This window comes from Streptococcus parasuis (genome assembly GCF_021654455.1).
Classification (GTDB): domain Bacteria; phylum Bacillota; class Bacilli; order Lactobacillales; family Streptococcaceae; genus Streptococcus; species Streptococcus parasuis.
Map to the genome: position 1 here is coordinate 1,982,825 of NZ_AP024276.1, position 20,382 is coordinate 2,003,206.

Sequence of the window (20,382 nt, forward strand, 5' to 3'; positions counted from 1 at the left end):
TTGTAAATCCATGCTCCTTTTCTTTTCATCCTAATTGTATAAAAAAATGTTGGAAAAGACAATTTTTCCAACATTTTTTGTTCACTACAACAATATAGTTTATTTTTTATCTTTTGCTTTTAAATGAAATAAATTCAATAATAGAGGGACAAACAAGAGGATTATTCCAACCACCACTACCAACTGGGACTGGTTATCTCCTGTTTTTGGTAACAAACCTGTTTCTTTCTTAGTAGATTGCTGATCTTTTGGAAGTTGATTTTTTTCTATATTTCCATCCGACGAAATGTTCTTGAGGGTGCTACCTTCACTCGTAACTGTACCTGAATCTATTGACGATGAAGTCGTGGTTCCACCTTCTTTTTCTGAACCAGAAGTGTTTTCACCAATTTCATCATTTGTAGACGGTGTTTCTATAGAACTCGAGCTAGTCGTGCCTTCCCCGTTTTCATCTGTACTTGGTGCATCAATTTCTCCGAGTTTTACTAGAGTCCAATCATCTGTGGTACCCCAAGCGCCTGCATCAGCGGTAACTGCTAAACCAATTTTAATTTCTGTTGGTTCTGTTATAGTAAATTCAACATTACTATTTTGCCAAATTGCGTAGCCATCCAAATGGATGTTTTCTCCATCAATTTGACTTTCCCCAATTTTCACATATGGATAAATCTTCTCAGTTGTCCCCGCTTTGTCACCCTGCATATTTAACTCGAATCGATAGATTCCTGGATCTAAGGTTATTGCCTGTTCAACCTGGTAATCTATTGGGCCATCAGACCAAAAATGCAAGGCATATTGCCCATCTTTAGGGGTGTCTGTTTTCCGACTAACGTAAGACTGATTAATCGCAAACATACTCAAATCATCTGATTCAAAGCTACCATTCTCCAATAAATTTATCAGATTTTCTGTTGGTTCTGTTTCTGGCAATTCTTCAACTTTTTCTGGAACAACACCAAAACCTGTTTCAACGAGATTGAAGACCTTCAATGAATCTAGGGCGTCTCCATCAAAATCAAAGAGCGCCTGATTATCCCATTCTGAACCTCCGTAATTGGTTTCATTAACTGCAGGATCATAGGGAATAACATATGAACTAGCCCATCCTGAACCATATTGTTCCCAAATTGGTAGATTTGATACACGGTCAGTAGTTCCTACAGGAGTCCAAGCCGGTTCCCAATAGAAGACCCCTAGTGCACCAGCATCTGCGCTTGCAGCAATCACATCACGCAAGTTATTAGCTTGTCCTTGAACGGAAGCAGGATACCCACCAAGTTTGGTTTGCTGTTCAGACTTTATCACATTCGTCTGTCCATCACCATCTTCTAACGTATAGACATAACTCGTTTCTGCAACTAGAGTTTTCTTCCCATACGTTGATTCAACCGTCTTGAGTACATTAGTTAAGTTTTCTAAACTACCATGCCAGAAAGAATAATAACTTGTTGCAAAAATATCATAATCAATATTAAATTGTTTGAGCATTTCAGCATAGTGTAAAATGGTCTCTGTTTTTTCAGGATTGGTGAAATGAAGAGCTACAAGAATGGAAGAATCCACTGCTCTCACAGCTTCGGTTCCTGCTTTAAAGAGCTGGTAGCGTTCATCACCACTCTCTCCAGCAATACCACTAGCCGTTGTCTCATTCCCAACCTGAACCATACCAACGTCCACACCTGCTGCTTTCAAAGCTTCTAAACTAGTTTTTGTAAAATCATATAAGGCTTGAGATTTATCATCAATAGACATCCCAGACCAAGCTTTAGGTGCAACCTGTCTTCCTGGATCAGCCCAAAAATCTGAATAATGAAAATCGATAAAAACGCGCATCCCTGCTGCGGTCGCCCGCTGCCCAATAGTAATTGCTTTCTCCAAATCACTATTTCCTGCACCGTAGCCATTACCCGCAGCATCGTATGGATCATTCCAAATTCGAATACGAACATAATTGACACCATTCTCAGATAGGAGTGTGATCAAATCTTTTTCTGTGCCCGATTGATCATAATACTTCACCCCGCTATCCTCTTGTGAAATTAATGTCGAAATATCTACACCTTTGATAAATTTTTCAGGCAGATTATTCACTTTTTCAACATAAAAACTGTCATCTGCTACTACTGAAGAACTGAAACTTGCAAATGCCACAAGAGCAGACACCCCTAGTAATCCTATTTTTGCCAATACTGTGTTTCTCTTTTTCATCTCGCCCCTCTTTATGCAAAGAATGATAAGACAAATTCGACCGCTCCTCTAGGATCACGTGTCAAACCAATGTATTCAGCGCCTTTAGTCGCTGCCAATTTGATACCTAGTTTGTCCGTATCCTTTTTGATATCGTCATAGTAAGAATTAACTTGCGGTGCCAGGACGACCATATCAAAATCCTTCATTATTTCGTAATGAGAACCATAGGCCCCCGCAGAAGCAGTAATTTTTGCACCTGTTTCCTGTGCACCCTCAGTAAGCGCATTTGCAAGCATCGCACTAGTACCTGCACCTGCACACAAAACTAAAACATTTACATTTTTATCCAAAGAAACTGGGGAACCTTGTTTTTTTACAACAGGTTCTGTGGACTGAACAATTGGACGGCTAGATTCTTCAACACGACTTTTTTCTGCTTCTTCTGCTAGTAAAACTGCATCATATGCTTTGACAAATGGGAAATAAATCAGGATATCTACTACAATAAGAACCACTGTTAATAGAATCGCTAGCAAGCTGACACCAGTACCCAAAATTAAACCGATTGGAGCTGGAGTTGCCCACGGTAATACATACATAAAGCTATTCATTTGTAGCACATCTACAAAGAATTTAAAAATCCACACGTTGGCAATCGGTGCCAAAAGGAATGGAACAAAGAAATAAGGGTTCAAAATGATTGGTGTAGCGAACAAGAGTGGCTCATTAACGGCGAAACAAACTGGAATGAATGACGCTTTACCAACCGCCTTCAATTGTTTTGATTTTGCAAACAATAAGAATATAAATGGAACCACTAAGGTAGCACCCGTACCACCCATAGTACCAACAAAGTTCCCCAAACCTGCTGTTAAAACATTAGACGCATGCTCTCCAGCTTTTACTAATTGAAGGTTTGCTTCCACATTTGCATAAATAACTGCAACAATAGCAGGTTCAACAATAGATGGACCATGCACACCAACAAACCAGAAGAGTGCCATTGCTCCCCAAATAATTGCAATACCCAGATAACCATCTGCCGCGGTGAACAAAGGTTGCATCAAGGTAATGATTGCCTCTGCAAATGAAGTGCCAAAGAAATGACGAACGGCTGTGTCAATTAAAACAGCTGCAAAAACTGAGAAAGAAAATGGGAAGACATCTCTAAATGTCTGAGAAATAGTACCCGGAACCTCTTTCGGCATTTTAATCGTAATATCTTTTAGGACACAGAATTTGTAGACATTTACAGTAACGAACGCAGCTAAAGATGCAGCCAAAATCCCTTTAGTTCCCATGTAACCATTTGCTAAGCCACCTTCAATTTGGTCAGCACTCAATAATAAGAAGCTCACAATGGATGCTAACATCACAGAAACAGCATTGATTTTCTTATTTGCTGGCATGGAGCGATTCATTGATTCAGCAAGGCAACGTGCAGTTGTTGCTGATACTAAAACCGCCACAATCCCCATTGAATAACCATAAACTTTCCAAAGCCAGCCTGAAAATTCTTCAGGTAAGGTGACACCAAAAACCTCTGGAATAGCAGCAATCAAGATAAAGATACTTGAGAAAAGAATTGCCGGCATCGCTGCAAGAAAGCCATCCCGAATGGCCCCGAGGTAAATGTTACGAGAAATTTTTTCAAAAAATGGTTTACATTTTTCGATTTGCTCAATTAGTTTATTCATTTGAATAAATCCTCCATTATTAATGTTTTTTATACAATTCAATAAAGTCTACTATCAAATCCCGTAATAGTAGAGTTGTCATGAGATGATCTTGACCATGGACAAATATAAAACCTAAAGGCAAGTCTTCTCCAGCTGCTTCCTGAGCTAGCAATTTTGTTTGGGCATTGTGTGCCAAAGCTAAATTGTTATCAGCTTCTTTCAGTGCTTCTTCCACTCGGTCCATATTACCTGAACGAACTTCTTTTAACAATTGTAACAAGGTGCTTCGTGCATCACCTGAATAGGCTACAATTTCAAAACCTAACATCTGTAATTCTTTTTTATCCATTTTTTCCTCCCAATAGAATCTTTGCCTAGAAACGATCTTATTACTTTTGCTTAATTGATTATTTTGGTTTCACTAACCTGTTTATACCAATACGCAGATGCTTTCGGATACCGTTTTTGAGTTTCAAAGTCTACATAGAACAAACCATATCGCTTATTGTAACCATTGGACCATGAAAATAAATCCATCAAGGACCATAGGAAGTACCCTTTGATATTTACCCCATCCTCAATAGCTTGAGCCAATGATTGAAGATACACTTTCAGATAGTCAATTCTTGGCTGGTCAATGATAATCCCATTATCAAATTCGTCCTTATAGCCCATACCATTTTCAGTAATATAAATTTTATTATAGTGTGGGTAGTCTTCTTTTATGCGGACCAATAAATCATATAAACCTTCTGGGTAAATGATCCAATCCCAGTCAGTTCTCTCAATACCTTCTTTATAAATTCGTTCCCCAATTCCTTTTACTTTATAAACAGAGGTTCCTTTATCTCCAGTACCATTGTGATGAATCGCGTTTTCTCCATTGTAAGCTTTCACAAAATGACACTGGTAGTGATTGATACCGAGATAATCATTTCTGTGGCTCGCTTTTTTCATTTCAACAAAATCATCTTCTAAAAATTCATAACTAGCTTGATTGGCAGTACAAATCTCGTCAAGCGCTTTCATTGTTTCGGATGAATAATAACCTAGATAGGTTGCATCAAGTAAAAAACGAATAGAAAGTGCATCATCTAGAAATGCCGCATGTTTATCCTCCAGACTATCGCTGGCTGGATACTTGGTTTCTAATGAATGCACCACTCCAATCTCACCTTCGAATCCACCGTCTTTGAAGAGGTTGATGACACGCGCGTGAGCATACATCATATTATGCAAGCACTGAATTACCTTAGAAAGATCATATTTGATTCCTGGCGGAAAAATTCCAAGCAAATATTGATTAGTCGCAACAGGATATATTTCATTGAAGGTGCTCCAGAATTTTACTTCCTTAAATTCTTCAAAGCAAAACTGAGCATACTTCACAAATGCTTCAATCGTTTTTCTGTTCAAAAAATCTCCCTGATCAAATAAGGTTTTTGGTGTATCAAAGTGATGAAGTGTAACAAAAGGAATAACATTACGACGTTGACACTCTTCAAATACACGATGATAGAAATCAACTCCTTCTTGATTGACTTCACCGGTCCCATTTGGAAAAATTCTACTCCAAGCAATGGAGAGACGCAGTCCCCCTACTCCAAATTTTTCACAGAGTTCAATATCTTTTGGAAATTGGTGATAAAAATCACTGGCTGGATCTGGACTAAAACGCCCCTGCTTCTCTAAAAATTCATCCCAAGCAACTGCCCCTTTTCCACCTTCTTTCGTTGCTCCCTCGACTTGGTAGGCTGCCGTAGCTCCTCCTAAAATAAAATCTTTTGGTAATTGATACATGTTGTTTTCCTCACTTATAATAATCGTTGAATATGTAATACAATGTAAACTTTTTCTGTTTTTGAAAGATCAGTACCTGTTTCTTTAGCTATCAAATCATAAATATCACTACCGATTCGATAAGCTTCTGGATGTTGCTCCTTTATGTAGGTCTCTAAATTTTCTAAAGATGGGTTAGAATCCAGCTGACTTCTCTCAATCCGTTCAATAAAATAGGTTTGGTGTATCATAAAACGATCATAAAAATTGCTGTTTTCTTTCGTTCTACGAATGCCATGCTTTTGAAGCTCCTGTTCAATCAAACGATTCAGGTTTTTCGATAAGTTCTCTTGACTTGCTGTCAACACCTGATTTTCACCTTTCGCATTGATAAAATGTAGAGCAATTCTAAAAACCTCATCCTCTGGAAAGTCCTCTAATATCCGTTGCCTTAAAATCTCTAACCCTTCACGAGCCATTTGATATTCCAAAGGATATTCACTTGAGATATCCGGTAATTTGCTATTTTGATATGTCCCTTTTAGTAAGGATTGGTAGCTAAAATAAATGTGATCTGTCAACGTAACATACAGATATTCTTGAACGGGGTATTGATAGATATTGGTTAAGGAATCAATAATATCGTAAGTCACAGTAATAAAATCGAGTGGAACATCCTTAAGAAGCGTTAATAAATTTTCTTTGGATTCATTACTCTTTAATTGGAAAATTTTCTCAATCTTATTCTGGGCAATCACATCTCCCTTCTTTTTCTGAAACGTAATTCCCAGACCCATAACAACAGCCTGTTCCTCATTTTCATTTTTGACAAGAGCAACATTATTATTGAGCGCTTGTACAATACGAAACATATATACCTCCTATCTAAATCATTACACGCTGGAAAAGTAAAAAGACTACAAATAGTCTAAGCCCTTGCTTAGTATATTTGTAGTCTCGCCTAATCGAATTAGTTACAATCCACTTTATTCAATCTGATGAGTTAATTATAACATATTCTTTTAAAATGTAAACCCTTTCTTTTAAAAATATTATTATTATTTACTAAATTTATTACTAATCACCCTACTACATCTTTTGTTTAACCTCCTCTATCTCACGAAAATCTGAGAAAAAAATCAGAAAACATGCTATAATACTCCCGTATACTATTTCTGGAGGAATAATCTCATATGATGAATATGCAAAATATGATGCGCCAAGCTCAAAAACTTCAAAAGCAAATGGAGAAGAGTCAAGCTGAACTAGCTGCTACTCAATTTACAGGTAGTTCTGTGCAGGACTTGGTTACTGCTACCTTTACTGGGGATAAAAAAATAGTCTCTATTGACTTTAAGGCTGATATTGTGGATGCAGAAGATATTGAAACCTTGCAAGAAATGACGATTCAAGCAATTAATGCAGCCCTTACAAAAGTTGATGAGGCAACTCAGAAAAAACTTGGTGCATTTGCAGGTAAATTACCATTTTAAAACATAAAAAGACGCGACTGGCATAGTGACCGTTCACGTCTTTTTGTTATTCAAAATTATAGAGTAAGTACTGAAATTCAAGGAAAAATAGATCAGGATAGCGATGATACTCGTTCAATTCACTCATCAAACTGTTTAGACCTGTTAAATTATCAGTAATAATGCCATCCACTTGCAGCAAGAGCATCTTGGTCATACTCTCTTCATCGTTTGGTGTCCAAGCATAAACAGATTTTCCTCGGATCCAAGACTTAGTTATAAAATTCTGGTCAAGCGAAGTATATTCCATTGTATATCCATCAGCCACAGTGGTTGGATAAATGGAATTGAACGGAAGAATGAAGAAAGAAACCAGCTTTTTACTGTACTCTTTGACTTCTATAATCGTTTTGTAATCCAGAGATTGAATCTGATGCCCCTTGGCTAACAAGTGTTTTCCATATTTTTTTAGGAATTTCTTGGTCAAATCTGGCGAATCCTGCTTGGTTACTTTAATTTCCACTAATAATTTCTGACCAAGTTCATCAGCTTTTTCTAGATACTCATCAAAAGAAGGAACAGGAGCTGTCATACCGTTTTCTGATGCAGTCATCGCCGTCAACTCTGCTAGAGTATAGTCATGTGTCCCTCCGGCATTGCCCGTCAAAGCCAATAAATCCGTATCATGCATGACAATAAATTGGCCATCTTTGGTCTCCTGAACATCCATCTCAATATAGTCCGGCTTGAGTTGAGAGGTCTTTTCCAGAGCCTCAACCGAATTCTGTACAGCATTGCCATTATCAACACCTCGATGGGAAATAGTAACTGGCAAGGTGTCAAATGGGTAATAAAGGAGCAATGCCCCTTGGACACCAAAAACAAGACTAGATACCAGCAAAATAGCCAATCGAAGACGATGACGGAGACGCTTGCGACGGTATATTGGTAGCTTCTTTCCGGTTAATAGACTGATAAAACCTATCATAAAGAGAGCAATGACTCCGTAATAGGTTAACCTTAATACTATATAGCAAACAACAGCTAACCAATATGAAAGACTTGGAGCATAACCTTCTACTAACAGCTGTATAAAATAGAGCAACAATGCAGCTCCCGTAAAAAAGATAACCGGAAAAGTGACCAAGCCAACTAAACGCACAAGGTAATTGACTTGTTTGATACCCTTTGTATGCTTCCAAGAAAATGCAATAGATTCTTTCACACTCCTATGTTCAAAATAGATTTTCGGTAGTGCGAACATGAGTCGGGAGGCAAGCCAAAAGAAAAGGAGGAGGGAAACTAAAATCAAGACCCCTATCCAGACTGTATTGGATAGGTAATCAAGGACAAACTGTGGCACGACGATTTTATTAAAATAATAAATATTTAATATTCGACGTAGAAAGGGCAAAAGGAGAACTGAATAAAAAAGGAGGAAGATAATTTTGGGTAAGCTACTATGACGGATAATTGCGACCATACTATCTCTAACATCTCGCAAGTAATCCGATAAGTGCTTGACTTTTTCATCTAACAATTGCCAAACCCCAGTAAATAGAAGAGCTAACTCCAGATAGGCAATCCCAATATTGGCAAAAAATAAGAGAATAAACAAGCCAGAAACAAAAAGATTCTCAGAAAATACCGATAAAAGATTCGTCGGTGAAAGATAAGCATGACCTGTTAGGGCTAATAGCCTTTCTGAGAGCCACGAATTAAGTGGTATCCATACAAACTCCATAAATGCGAACAGGGTAAAAAAGAGTAATAGAATCTTGTCTAAGTTGTAATAGATTTTTTGAAATTCACGATGTATCTTTTTCATGGTACTAGTGTCCCATATTCTTTCAGGAATTGCAAGCCATCATTAAACATGATAAACTAGAAAAATAAAGGAGAAATAGATGACTACCCAACCGACCATTGCAGTATTGAAAGAAGAGCATTTATATTCAATTTGGAAAAATGGATATAGCCAAATCCAACCTGAGTGGAAAAAATGGGATGGACCCTATTTTGAAGATTATCAGATGTATTCAGATTTTGAAGCATTTCGAATGAGTAAACTTTACAATTTCTTCTGTAATGATACTGTTTGGGGCATATTTGTAGATCAAGAACCGATAGGAATTGTTACCCGACATTGGGAAGATGAAAAAACTCGATGGCTCGAAATCGGGATTGTTATCTATCAGCAGAAGTATTGGAATGGTGGCTACGGGACAAGAGCTCTCAAACTCTGGATGGATCATATTTTTCAAACTACTACTGAATTAGAACATATCGGACTAACTACTTGGTCTGGCAACCACCGTATGATGCGAGCAGCTGAAAAAATCGGTATGATAAAAGAAGCGCAGATCCGCAAAGTGCGATACTGGAAGGGACATTATTACGACTCTGTCAAATATGGAATTCTGAGAGAAGAATGGCTAGAACAAAAGAAAAAATCAAGTTCATAAGAGCTTGATTTTTTACTTATCTATCTTCCAAACAAGCGTGCAAAGAAACCTTTGGTTTGCACTTCTTCTGCCTGCGCTTTGACTTCATCTAACTCCAGCTTGAGGACTTCCTTATCGGCCATTGCTTTGAGAGTCAATTGTTGCTGTTGATCCAGTTGTTTGTCCTTCTCAGCAATCTGCACATCCTTAACTTTGAGTTGCTCATCTTTTTCTGTAAGTTGCTTATCTTTGGCTTTTAATTGACTATAAAGACGAATAATCTCCGCATTTTTTTCGTCAACCAAAATTTCCATCAATTCGCGCTGCTTCACTTCTTCGCTAATTGGTTCATCTTCAAAAATGGTTGTTTTGTAGATTTCTTCCAACTTAATCAAGCCAGCACGATTTACAACGGTCACACCCTTGTCATTTTTATCTACGAATTCTTCTGGAAGTGATTTAACACGATTATTCATTGCCTGGCGGCTCACTCCCAAAATTTCAGCTAATTCACTGACTGTTTTTTCGATTCCCATAATTTCCTCGGTACTTACATTTCTCATAGTTTGTATCATTAAAATATTACCACATAAGCCTATCCCTGTCAAATTTAGGAGGAGGACCGCTAAGAAGAAACATGCACTTTTCTACAAAGAGAAGACCGACACCAAAGCTCGTGTTTTGTGGTACAATAAAGGCATGAATACAGTAGATACCATTATTATCGGAGCAGGTCCAGCCGGCATGATGGCTGCGATTTCTTCCAGCTTTTGCGGCAAGAAGACCCTACTCCTCGAAAAAAACAAGCGTTTGGGCAAGAAACTGTCTGGCACAGGTGGCGGACGTTGCAATGTGACAAACAACGGCACACTGGAAGACCTACTGGCTGGTATTCCTGGAAATGGCCGATTTCTATACAGCGTCTTCTCCCAATTTGACAACCACGATATCATGAATTTCTTTCAGGAAAATGGGGTCAAGCTCAAAGTGGAGGACCACGGCCGTGTCTTTCCAACCACCGACCGCTCCCAGACCATTATCAAGTGCCTGGAGATGAAGATGCTGGAAAACGGCGTGGACATCCGTACAGGGACTGAAGTGGTTTCCGTCCGCAAGATTGACGATCTCTTCCATGTCAAGACCAGTGAGGAGACTTTTACAGCTCCCCAGCTGATTGTCACCACCGGCGGCAAGACTTATCCTTCAACCGGCTCGACTGGCTTTGGTCACGACATTGCCCGCCACTTCAAACTAGAAGTCACAGAGATTGAGGCTGCAGAAAGTCCTGTTCTGACTGACTTCCCCCACAAGAAGCTCCAAGGCATTTCCCTGGACGACGTTACCCTGACCTACGGTAAGCACGTCATCACCCACGACCTGCTCTTCACCCACTTTGGTCTGTCGGGACCCGCTGCTCTTCGCTTGTCCAGTTTTGTCAAAGGCGGCGAAACCGCATTTCTCGATGCTCTGCCGACCCATTCTGACCAAGACTTGTTTGAGCATTTAGAAATCAACAGGGAAAAATCCGTCAAGAATGCCCTTAGAGAGCTCCTGCCAGACCGCCTTGCAGACTTTTTCGCTGAAAACTATGATAGCAAGGTCAAACAAGTTTCCCAAAAGGACCTGACTGATCTGGTCTCCCTGCTCAAAGCCCTGCCGATTAAGATTACGGGCAAGATGTCCTTAGCCAAGTCCTTTGTGACCAAGGGTGGCGTTGACCTCAAGGAAATCAATCCCAAAACCTTGGAAAGTAAGAAAATCCCTGGCCTCCACTTTGCTGGTGAGGTCTTGGACATCAACGCCCACACAGGTGGCTTTAACATTACCTACTGTCTAGCAACTGGCTGGGTGGCAGGAAGTTCCTACTCTTCGTAAATCAAACTCAGACGTTGTTGACTTGATTTGATGAGTGTAAAGTCCCAGTGGAGCTTTACAACCTGCTACCCGAAAATAAAAGGTAGCAGCGTTCTATCTACATCTAGTGTCACGGACTACGGTCGCCTTATTTCCAACCTCCAACGGTTCCCCGAACCTTTTGTAGCGAACTTTGTTCGCCTTATCTCCAACCTCCAAAGGTTCCCCGAACCTTTTGTAGCGAACTTTGTTCGCCTTATCTCCAACCTCCAAAGGTTCCCCGAACCTTTTGTAGCGAACTTTGTTCGCCTTATCTCCAACCTCCAAAGGTTCCCCGAACCTTTTGTAGCGAACTTTGTTCGCCTTATCTCCAACCTCCAAAGGTTCCCCGAACCTTTGGAGCTAGTCTGAGTTCGATTTCCTTTGAGTATTGTACTATTAGAAATCACTCTTCAAGCTCAACCTAAAGGAGAAGTTATGCCTATTAATTCATTTAATCAAGAAATCGGCGCACCACTACCTCACCATCAAGCTGGTAGTCTCCCTACTATTGATGTTCTCCAAGGAAAAACCGTTCGCTTGGAAAAACTCAGACCAGATCACGCCGATGCAATCTATCAATTCTATGGTCCTACTGCCAAGCAAGCTGATTGGACCTATTTATCTATTGACCCCTTTAAAGACTATCCAAGTTTTCAATCATATTTCCAACACATGTTGGACTCAGCCGATCCTTATTATCTTGCTATCATTGACCAATCTACCAATCAAGCCATCGGAACATTTGCACTGATGCGTATAGATTCTAAAAATCGTGTCATTGAAGTGGGATGGGTCCTCTTTTCTCCAAAACTCCAAAAAACACGACAAGCAACGGAGGCTCACTACTTGCTTATGTCCTATATTTTTGAGAACCTAGGCTATCGCAGATATGAATGGAAGTGTGATCATTTAAATGGTCCATCACGCCGAGCAGCACTACGATTGGGCTTTACCCATGAAGGCACCTTTCGACAAGCTTTGGTCTATAAGGAAAGGAATCGTGATACGGATTGGTTTTCTATATTAGACAAAGAATGGGACTCCCGTAAACAGCGACTAGAAAGCTGGTTAGAGGATGCCAACTTTGACAAGAATGGCCAACAAAAACATTCCCTATCTTCTCTATAAATTCAAGCAAATTTTGCTTGAATTTTTTTGTTTATTGTTGTATGATAAAACCACAACAATGTTACAAAAGGAGATTAGCTATGCAACTGAAACTTTCCTCCATATCAAAAAAATTTGATTATAAAATCATTTTGGAAGATGCTTCTTTTACCTTTGAAAAGGGGAAGATTTATGGTTTGCTGGGGCGAAATGGTGCTGGTAAGACGACCTTGTTCAACTGTATTGCTCGCAATCTGACTTTGGAAAGTGGCAATATTCAGTTTGTAGAGGGCGAGGGAGTCCTTGACTACGATAATACGGACATCGGCTTTACCCAGACCTATCCGCAGCTACCTGCCTTTATGACCGCCTATGAGTTTGTGCGTTTCTATATGGATATCCACAAGGACAAACTCAAATCTCCTCGTAGTCCAGAAGAATGGCTAAACTTGGTCGGTATCGGAGAAGAAGACCAGCACCGTCTGCTCAAGGACTTTTCCCACGGTATGCAGAACAAGGTCCAGTTGCTCCTGTCCTTGATTGTCCAGCCACCTGTCCTTCTCTTAGATGAACCGCTGACGTCCTTTGACCCTGTGGCTGCCCACGAGTTCAAACAGCTGATTCGGGAGGCTAAGAAGGATTCCGTTATTATCTTTTCCACCCACATTTTGCAGCTGGCTCAGGATCTCTGTGACGAGATTGTTTTGCTCCATCACCAAGAATTGCAAGCAGTTCCGAGTGACAAACTCCACGACCCTGACTTTGAACAAGAGATTATTCAGCTACTGACAGCAGATTAGGAGGAGCTTATGAAAACCATTCTACGTTATTTTTGGTATCGGGAAAAGTATGCCCTCCATCGCTCCGTCAACGGATTTTTCTACTATCTACGGAAACTGCCACTTGTGGGAAAGAGCATCCCAGAAAGTATTTTCAAGTCTTATAGTTTTAAGTCTGGTCTCTTTTTGGTCCTGCTCATCTTATCCATCCCCAGTCGCTTCCTGGTCAAGGGAATTTGGTTAACCATTTATTCTTGCATTGCTGCCTTCTGGATCAAACTCCTATCCAACAATCAGCTGGACTTTTGGCAAATCCCGTCAGATACTTGGCTTCTAGGCTTTTCCATGTGGATGGTCTTTGTTGGCTACACCTATCGATTTGGCAAGGGATTTGAGCCTTTTATCGCCAAGCCCGAGCGGGAATTCATGCGAAATTTCGGTCTTTCCCAGTCTAGTTTTCTCCAGAGTCAACTCTTTGTAGAGCCCATTATCACCAGTCTGTCCTACCTGCCTGCCCTGCTGATTTTTTCTAGCCTATCAGGAAATTGGCTCTATCTGCCTCTAGGATTACTGACCATTCCGACAGGAGTTTTTACTGGTCAGGCTCTCAATCGAGCACTATTCAACAGAGGTATTTTGGCTCGTCGAAACTCTTGGCAATCCTGGGTTATCTTGGGTACTGGTCTAACAGCTATTGCCAGTCTTATCTTTTTCCGCAATCATCTGTCTCCCATCTTTTTACTGCCTATGCTTGCCTGTCAGGTCTTGCTGATTTGGTTTGGTTATCGTTATTTGAAACAACAGACCAATCATCTGGACTATCTCTATTATTGCATGGACCAGTCCTTGCAGATGGATAAGAAAATTTTTGAGATGACCAAGGGTAACGAGTATACTCGCCAAGGTTTACAGATGCAGGCGAAACTGAGTATGGAAACAGGAAAGGACCTGACTCATCTGTCAGGCATGACCTACTTAAACGCTCTGCTATTTGACCGCTATCGTTCTATCCTTACGAAAAAACTGCATTTTCGCTTGGGTTGTCTTTTGGCTATTGTCCTTTTTATTGAAGGAATTCGTTGGTTTTCAAAAGAGGATATAGAGATAAGCAATGCCAACTACATCGAGGGACTACCTTTTGCTTTCATGGTCATGTATGCCGCCTCCATGGGAAAATCTGTCGCACAGATGGTCTTTGTTAATTGCGATATTTCCATGCTCCACTATCCATTTTACCGCGAAGCAAAGACCATTATTGCAGGCTTTCATTATCGTTTTCTGCAAACTGTAAAATTAAATGCCGCCTTCTCTGGATCTCTACTATTGGCCCTCATCATCTTTACTAGAGCGCAGCTACCTATTGAAACCTATCTCCTAACTGCCCTGCTTTTGTTGAGTCTAACAGCTCTCTTCTCCTTCCACGACCTCTTTATCTACTATATTCTCCAACCCTTTACCAAGGACATGGAAGTTGTCAACCCAGTCTATAAATTTCTCAGTGGGGCTCTCTACTGGGTGGCCTATCTCAATATCAAGCTGGATTTAGGCAGTCACTTGTACATCCTACTCATTTCCATAGCTATGATTACCTATGTCAGCATCGGTTACTGGATTTTATTGAAAAAAGCTCCGCAGACTTTTAGATTGAAGGGATAACTATAACTATTTTTATGGAGTATTTAGGTCTAGCCTTTTTAAGAAAGCGCTTTTATGATAAACTATAAGAATACTACATTTATTAAAGGAGAATATTTGTTATGATTATTGGTGTTCCTAAAGAGATTAAAAACAATGAAAATCGTGTCGGAATCACACCAGCAGGTGTCCTGAGTTTTACACAAGCAGGTCACGAAGTTTGGGTAGAAAAAGGAGCTGGTCTTGGATCTGGTTATAGTGATGCAGAATATGAAGCACAAGGTGCCATTCTCAAAAATACTGCCGAAGAAACCTGGGCAGCCGACATGGTGCTCAAGGTTAAAGAACCACTAGAAAGTGAATACACATTCTTTCGTACAGACCTGTTACTCTTTACCTATCTCCACCTAGCTCCTGCACCAGAGTTGACTCAAGCTTTGATAGACGGTGATGTGATTGCCATCGGCTATGAAACGGTTGTTGACCACGGTACCCTTCCTCTCCTAAATCCTATGAGTGAGGTTGCTGGTCGCATGGCTACACAACTGGGTGCCCAATTCCTGACTAAAATTGAGGGTGGTTCAGGCATCCTCCTTGGCGGTGTTCCTGGAGTGAGAAAAGGCCATGTTGTTATCATCGGTGGCGGAAATGTCGGTGTCAACGCTGCGCAAATGGCTGTCGGTCTAGGCGCAAAAGTGACGATTTTAGATATCAATCCAAAACGCCTGGCTGAGCTAGACGCACAATTCGATGGCAAGGTTCAAACCCTCATGTCCAATACACTCAATATTACTGAAAGTGTAAAAGAGGCCGATCTATTGATTGGGGCAGTCCTTATCCCAGGAGCACGCGCACCGAAATTAGTGACCAAGGAAATGGTTGCGAGTATGAAGCCTGGCTCTGTCATCATCGATGTTGCTGTAGACCAAGGTGGCATCATTGAAACAGCCGACCGTGTCACCACACATGACAATCCAACCTACCTAGTAGATGGAGTTGTTCACTATGCGGTTGCCAACATGCCTGGTGCTGTTGCACGTACATCCACTCAGGCACTCACAAATGCCACCCTTCCTTACGCTCTTGAATTAGCCAATAAGGGAGCAGAGCAAGCTATCGCTGACAGCACAGCCCTACGAACAGGTCTAAACATCTATCGTGGCAAAGTAACCAACCAAGCCGTTGCTGCTTCGCTTGGACTTGCCTATTCTGATATCTAAATCTAGCAATCATTACAAACACTAATTCTTTTCCAGTTACTATTTATGCTTAACTCAAGTAATAAACCGGTCTATATAAACCAAAAAATCCTAGCTCCAAACTAGGATTTTTCTATTTTATTACCAAATTCCCAAGATTGCCTGCCAAACCAGTGTCAGCACAGTCACGCCCAGCCAGCAAACTAGTCCGACCAGAAGTGTAGCTCTGCCATTTTTCACCAAAGAAAAGACATTTGTTCGCAAACCAATAGCAACCATGGCCATGCAAATGAGGAACTTGGACAGGCTTTTAAGTGGAGTAAAAACCGCCGTTCCCACTCCAAAATGACCTGCGATTGTTGTCACCAGACTGGCTAGGATAAAATACAAAATAAAAGTCGGAAAACCTGTCAGGAGGGACTTCTTGTCTGCCTTAAGACCCTTACCTCGGGTTTGCCAAATTGCTAAAACTGTTGTAATAGGAATAATGGCTAAAGTTCGTGTTAACTTAACCGTCACTGCTATATCCAAGGTCTGACTGCCCAATCCGTAAAGGCTGTCCCAGGTGGCTGCTGTTGCGGTGACCGACGAGGTATCATTGACCGCCGTTCCGGCGAACATTCCAAAGGCCTGACCCGAATCGGTCGAAAACCCAAGCCAGGTTGCCAAAGTCGGAAAGACCAAGGCCGCAAAGACATTAAAAAGAAAGATGACAGAGATTGCTTGTGCTACATCCTCATCATCCGCCTTAATAATAGGAGCTGTCGCCGCAATGGCAGAGCCGCCACAGATAGAGGTCCCAACGCCAATTAAGGTTGCCAGATGAGATGAAATCGGTAGCCATTTCCACATCAAGAAGGCCAAAAATAAAGCGAAACTGATAGTTGAAAGAATAATTGGAAGAGATTGACGTCCAACAGCCAATACCGCTGATAAGTTTAATCCAAATCCCAAACAAATCACCGCATACTGTAAAATTTTCTTGGAAGTAAAGGTTAAGCCTGACTGAAATGTATTTTTAATTGAAAAATAAGGATACAGACTCATCCCGATTAGAAGGGAGAAGACTGGCCCACCCACAAGGGGAAACAACTGACCTAACCACTGACCCACCAAAGCCAAAAGGAAACAAAGTCCGACACCTTTGGCATTTTCCTTTACCATAAAACCCTCCTAAAATATCAAACGTAATGCCGCGGTTGTAACAACCCCAACCAAAACTGCTAAGAGAATATTTTTTGTCTTCAAGACTACAAAAAATGTCGGAAGAATAGCTAGACTTTCTACCGGGAGAATACTTGGCAAGGAGCCAACTTTCTCATCCATAATACTGGAAAGGGTCAACGCAAAAATGATAGTGATTGGCAAAAAGCTGAGGAATTTCACCAACTTTGGAGGGAGGGATTTGTTCTGCGTCAGTACAAAAGGTAGGACGCGTGGTACCCAAGTCACAAGGGCCGCCGCTAGAATAATCAATAGAATACTAGTTTTTATCATCAATCATCACCCCCACAAAACAACCCAAAATTGTCGACAAGAGCACAGCCACATAAGACGACACTAGCACAGACAGTCCGACATAGGCTAGACCAACCGCCAGCAAAATCAAGCCGATTTTTTTCAAAGGAATAGTCCGAGCCATCGCCTCTAGTTGCCCTGAGAAAATCCCGACAAACATAGCGACCAAGGCAAAGTCCAACCCAAATTGCTCAGGATTTGGAATAAGACCACCAATCAGATTGCCTAGAGTCGTAAATGTAACCCAAGAAGCGTAGCCAGCAAAATTATTTCCGTACATCCAATTTGGTACTACCTGCTTATCTTCAATATGCTTCCGCAACAATAAAGCATACGATTCATCCGTCACAAACGAACCTATCAAAATATTGGATCCTAGACGATTCCCTTGAAAGATTGTTGTCGCATGTAAACACATCAAAAAATTACGCAGATTAACGAAAAATACGGTCACTGCGATTGAAAGGAGTGGTGCTCCTGCTAAGATCATGGCACAGATAACAAATTGAGCACTTCCAGCATAAACAAAAAGACTCATTAAGCCCATTTCGACAGCTGAAATTCCTGAATTGACCGATACAACCCCGCAAGCTAAACCAATACTAGCATAGCCTAAAGCAGTAGGGATAGCATCACGCATCCCTTCGCGAAAAGCATGTTCCTTCATTCCATATCTCCTTCCCTCTGATGACAAATCGAGAATTTATTCTCCCATTTTCTCACATTGCAACTTGATTTTCAAGTTTTCTTTTATATCCGAGTATAAAACCTTACTTGAAACAGGGCTAATGATCTATTTCAAAAGATACCAAAAAAACTCCGAATAGTGCAATCGGAGTTTCATCATGTATTTCAAAATATAGTCGAATGAATTAGCTTTCAGACAAAGAACTGAGGTGCAGGTAGCTAGAACAGCCTAGTGGGCTGTTCTAGGTTGGGAATAAGACTTGCGAAACAAGTCACTTTAGTAGAGTACGGCAAGCCGAAAGTGACGATGTATCAAAGCTAATTCAAATGTCTATAATTATTGCGATCACGTATTTTAGCGCTACCGGCACTAAGCTCCAAGGTCCTTTCTATCTAATACAAGAACTGATAGAAGCAAAGAAACAATGATAACCGCACAAGCTTTTAAGAGAAATAAGGTATCAAAGGTAGTATGGCTAAAAACATCTGCACCATTCGCGTAATAATAGGGCGTGATGAATTTCAAAAATTCTACTTTAGAAATAATCCGAACGATCATATCTATACTATATAAAATCAGTACGAGCCCCATTGCTAAACCAATTTGCTTTTTAGAACTAATAGCTGAAAGGAGGAAAGAAATACTAGCCAGTTCCAGCTGCATTAATAAAACCAACAAATGGTAGCTGAAAAAAGAATGAAAAGAAACATCTCCCCCCAGCTGCCAAATCCCCAGACCATTCCAACAAGAAATAATACTATTGAAAATCAGAAGTTGTAAAACAACGCTGAGGTATTTCCACAATAAAATAGTTGAGCGCTTATATGGCAAGGTGTATAAAAACTCACTTGTATGCCCTTCTTCCTCCTTAGAAAGGCTCGTAACTCCAAGCATAGAAGCAAACATTCCAGCTCCGAGACCAAACATCAGGCCAATTTCCGTAGCATAATAGCCCTCTAGAGTGGCTATGCTAATCTTATCCATACCCAATGCTTTTGTAATGTCTCCCATATTCGCATACAAATCAGCAACTCCTGTTAATTGATTCTCAACACTCTGATAGAGCCAGATAGAACCATAACAGATAAAACCAAGTACCAGGGTCCATATAAGGAGTGTCTTTCGATTTTGTCTTAACTCATGCAACAGAATAATCATTTCTCCACCTCCTCATAATAATGGAGAAACAGATCTTCAAGAGAAGGCTCTTCTACCAAAAAATCCGTCGGCGCTAGGTCTACCAAGTGATTCAATAAGTCTTCACTTGTCCCATCGTAACGGAATTGTTTTTCTTGACCATCTTTCCAAATGGTTACATTCTTCGTTTGACTACGCGTCAGATGGTCAACTGTATCAACTACCAAAAGCTTTCCTTCTTTAATAATTGCAGCACGGTCACAATAATTTTTCACTTCCGATAAGTTATGAGATGATAGGAAACAAGTTGCCCCATTCAAGCAAGCTTCCTTGATCAGTGTAAAGAAACGCTCCTGCATCAAAGGATCCAAACCAGAGGTCGGCTCGTCTAATAGCAACAATCTTGGTTTATGTTGGAGTGCACATACAATACTGACTTTTTTACGATTCCCAAGAGATAGATCTTTGATCTTTTTATCCAAAGGAACCTCCAAAAATTCACAAATACGATCCGCTTCTGTTTGGCAATCTATTTTTCTAGCTTTCGCAGCCAAACGGATAACATCTCTAACTTTCATGTCAGGATAAAAATGTGCCTCAGATGGAAGATAGCCAATATGGGCTAATGCTTCTGTTAAGCTTGAATAAGCACCTCCCAATAATACAATATCTCCGCTTGTTTTAGAAACTAAACCAAGAATACAACGAATAACTGTTGACTTCCCAGCCCCATTTGCTCCTAAAAAACCAAAAATCTCTCCTTGGTGAACAGAAAGATTGAGATTACTAACTGCTTGATGGCTTCCATAGTATTTATTTAGATTAGTAATCGTAATGACGTCAGATTTCATAAGAACCT

19 protein-coding genes are annotated in these 20,382 nt (G+C 40.5%); 7 read left to right on the top strand and 12 right to left on the bottom strand.

What is annotated here, in order from left to right; all coding sequences use genetic code 11:
* Positions 1-99: 99 nt before the first annotated feature.
* Genes L6410_RS09945 through L6410_RS09965 form a run of 5 tightly spaced genes read right to left on the bottom strand, consistent with a single transcriptional unit; the run spans position 100 to position 6,520 of the window.
* A complete protein-coding gene (locus tag L6410_RS09945; RefSeq protein ID WP_237395434.1) occupies positions 100-2,208 on the bottom strand; it encodes a glycoside hydrolase family 53 protein in 2,109 nt (702 codons plus the stop codon).
* A gap of 11 nt (positions 2,209-2,219) precedes the next feature.
* Positions 2,220-3,887 carry a PTS lactose transporter subunit IIBC gene (locus L6410_RS09950; RefSeq protein WP_237395435.1) on the bottom strand — a complete coding sequence of 556 codons (1,668 nt, stop codon included), beginning with the start codon at positions 3,885-3,887 and terminating at the stop codon, positions 2,220-2,222.
* 19 nt (positions 3,888-3,906) lie between these two features.
* Positions 3,907-4,218, bottom strand: a complete 312-nt coding sequence (locus tag L6410_RS09955) for a PTS sugar transporter subunit IIA (RefSeq protein ID WP_024392360.1) — start codon at positions 4,216-4,218, stop codon at positions 3,907-3,909.
* 50 nt (positions 4,219-4,268) lie between these two features.
* The gene (gene lacG, locus L6410_RS09960) at positions 4,269-5,669 is read right to left on the bottom strand and encodes a 6-phospho-beta-galactosidase (protein ID WP_172055459.1); all 1,401 of its coding nucleotides are present in this window, start codon (positions 5,667-5,669) and stop codon (positions 4,269-4,271) included.
* Positions 5,670-5,683: 14 nt separating this feature from the next.
* Positions 5,684-6,520 carry a PRD domain-containing protein gene (locus tag L6410_RS09965; RefSeq protein WP_160864019.1) on the bottom strand — a complete coding sequence of 279 codons (837 nt, stop codon included), beginning with the start codon at positions 6,518-6,520 and terminating at the stop codon, positions 5,684-5,686.
* Between the two features lie 321 nt (positions 6,521-6,841).
* Between L6410_RS09965 and L6410_RS09970 the strand changes: the two genes are divergently transcribed.
* On the top strand, positions 6,842-7,141 hold the full coding sequence (locus L6410_RS09970; RefSeq protein ID WP_024392363.1) for a YbaB/EbfC family nucleoid-associated protein: 300 nt from the start codon (positions 6,842-6,844) through the stop codon (positions 7,139-7,141).
* A 46-nt stretch (positions 7,142-7,187) separates the two neighbouring features.
* Here the strand turns inward: L6410_RS09970 and L6410_RS09975 are convergent, their stop codons facing one another.
* Positions 7,188-8,948: a glycerophosphodiester phosphodiesterase gene (locus tag L6410_RS09975; RefSeq protein WP_237395436.1), complete on the bottom strand. Its 1,761-nt coding sequence runs from the start codon at positions 8,946-8,948 to the stop codon at positions 7,188-7,190.
* A 79-nt stretch (positions 8,949-9,027) separates the two neighbouring features.
* Between L6410_RS09975 and L6410_RS09980 the strand changes: the two genes are divergently transcribed.
* The gene (locus L6410_RS09980) at positions 9,028-9,585 is read left to right on the top strand and encodes a GNAT family N-acetyltransferase (RefSeq protein ID WP_172040781.1); all 558 of its coding nucleotides are present in this window, start codon (positions 9,028-9,030) and stop codon (positions 9,583-9,585) included.
* A 20-nt stretch (positions 9,586-9,605) separates the two neighbouring features.
* Here the strand turns inward: L6410_RS09980 and L6410_RS09985 are convergent, their stop codons facing one another.
* The gene (locus L6410_RS09985; protein ID WP_237396775.1) at positions 9,606-10,100 is read right to left on the bottom strand and encodes a DUF536 domain-containing protein; all 495 of its coding nucleotides are present in this window, start codon (positions 10,098-10,100) and stop codon (positions 9,606-9,608) included.
* A gap of 163 nt (positions 10,101-10,263) precedes the next feature.
* Between L6410_RS09985 and aao the strand changes: the two genes are divergently transcribed.
* The 5 genes from aao to ald all read left to right on the top strand — a co-directional run bounded on the left by aao (position 10,264) and on the right by ald (position 16,201).
* The gene (gene aao / locus L6410_RS09990; RefSeq protein ID WP_172039230.1) at positions 10,264-11,439 is read left to right on the top strand and encodes an aminoacetone oxidase; all 1,176 of its coding nucleotides are present in this window, start codon (positions 10,264-10,266) and stop codon (positions 11,437-11,439) included.
* Between the two features lie 483 nt (positions 11,440-11,922).
* Positions 11,923-12,588, top strand: a complete 666-nt coding sequence (locus L6410_RS09995) for a GNAT family N-acetyltransferase (protein ID WP_419580017.1) — start codon at positions 11,923-11,925, stop codon at positions 12,586-12,588.
* 80 nt (positions 12,589-12,668) lie between these two features.
* On the top strand, positions 12,669-13,367 hold the full coding sequence (locus L6410_RS10000) for an ABC transporter ATP-binding protein (RefSeq protein WP_172075570.1): 699 nt from the start codon (positions 12,669-12,671) through the stop codon (positions 13,365-13,367).
* A gap of 9 nt (positions 13,368-13,376) precedes the next feature.
* On the top strand, positions 13,377-15,002 hold the full coding sequence (locus tag L6410_RS10005; protein ID WP_172075569.1) for a hypothetical protein: 1,626 nt from the start codon (positions 13,377-13,379) through the stop codon (positions 15,000-15,002).
* A 101-nt stretch (positions 15,003-15,103) separates the two neighbouring features.
* Positions 15,104-16,201, top strand: coding sequence for an alanine dehydrogenase (ald, locus tag L6410_RS10010; protein ID WP_237395438.1), 1,098 nt, complete (start codon positions 15,104-15,106; stop codon positions 16,199-16,201).
* A 120-nt stretch (positions 16,202-16,321) separates the two neighbouring features.
* Here ald and L6410_RS10015 read toward each other — a convergent pair whose 3' ends face one another.
* From L6410_RS10015 to L6410_RS10035, 5 genes are all read right to left on the bottom strand, one after another.
* On the bottom strand, positions 16,322-17,344 hold the full coding sequence (locus tag L6410_RS10015) for a YeiH family protein (protein WP_172055452.1): 1,023 nt from the start codon (positions 17,342-17,344) through the stop codon (positions 16,322-16,324).
* A 9-nt stretch (positions 17,345-17,353) separates the two neighbouring features.
* Positions 17,354-17,677, bottom strand: a complete 324-nt coding sequence (locus tag L6410_RS10020; RefSeq protein ID WP_024392372.1) for an AzlD domain-containing protein — start codon at positions 17,675-17,677, stop codon at positions 17,354-17,356.
* On the bottom strand, positions 17,664-18,365 hold the full coding sequence (locus tag L6410_RS10025) for an AzlC family ABC transporter permease (RefSeq protein WP_237395439.1): 702 nt from the start codon (positions 18,363-18,365) through the stop codon (positions 17,664-17,666). The genes L6410_RS10020 and L6410_RS10025 overlap by 14 nt, the downstream gene beginning before the upstream one ends.
* Before the next feature lie 390 nt (positions 18,366-18,755).
* A complete protein-coding gene (locus L6410_RS10030; RefSeq protein ID WP_172103568.1) occupies positions 18,756-19,544 on the bottom strand; it encodes an ABC transporter permease subunit in 789 nt (262 codons plus the stop codon).
* The gene (locus tag L6410_RS10035) at positions 19,541-20,374 is read right to left on the bottom strand and encodes an ABC transporter ATP-binding protein (RefSeq protein WP_172089632.1); all 834 of its coding nucleotides are present in this window, start codon (positions 20,372-20,374) and stop codon (positions 19,541-19,543) included. The genes L6410_RS10030 and L6410_RS10035 overlap by 4 nt, the downstream gene beginning before the upstream one ends.
* Between the last annotated feature and the right edge of the window lie 8 nt (positions 20,375-20,382).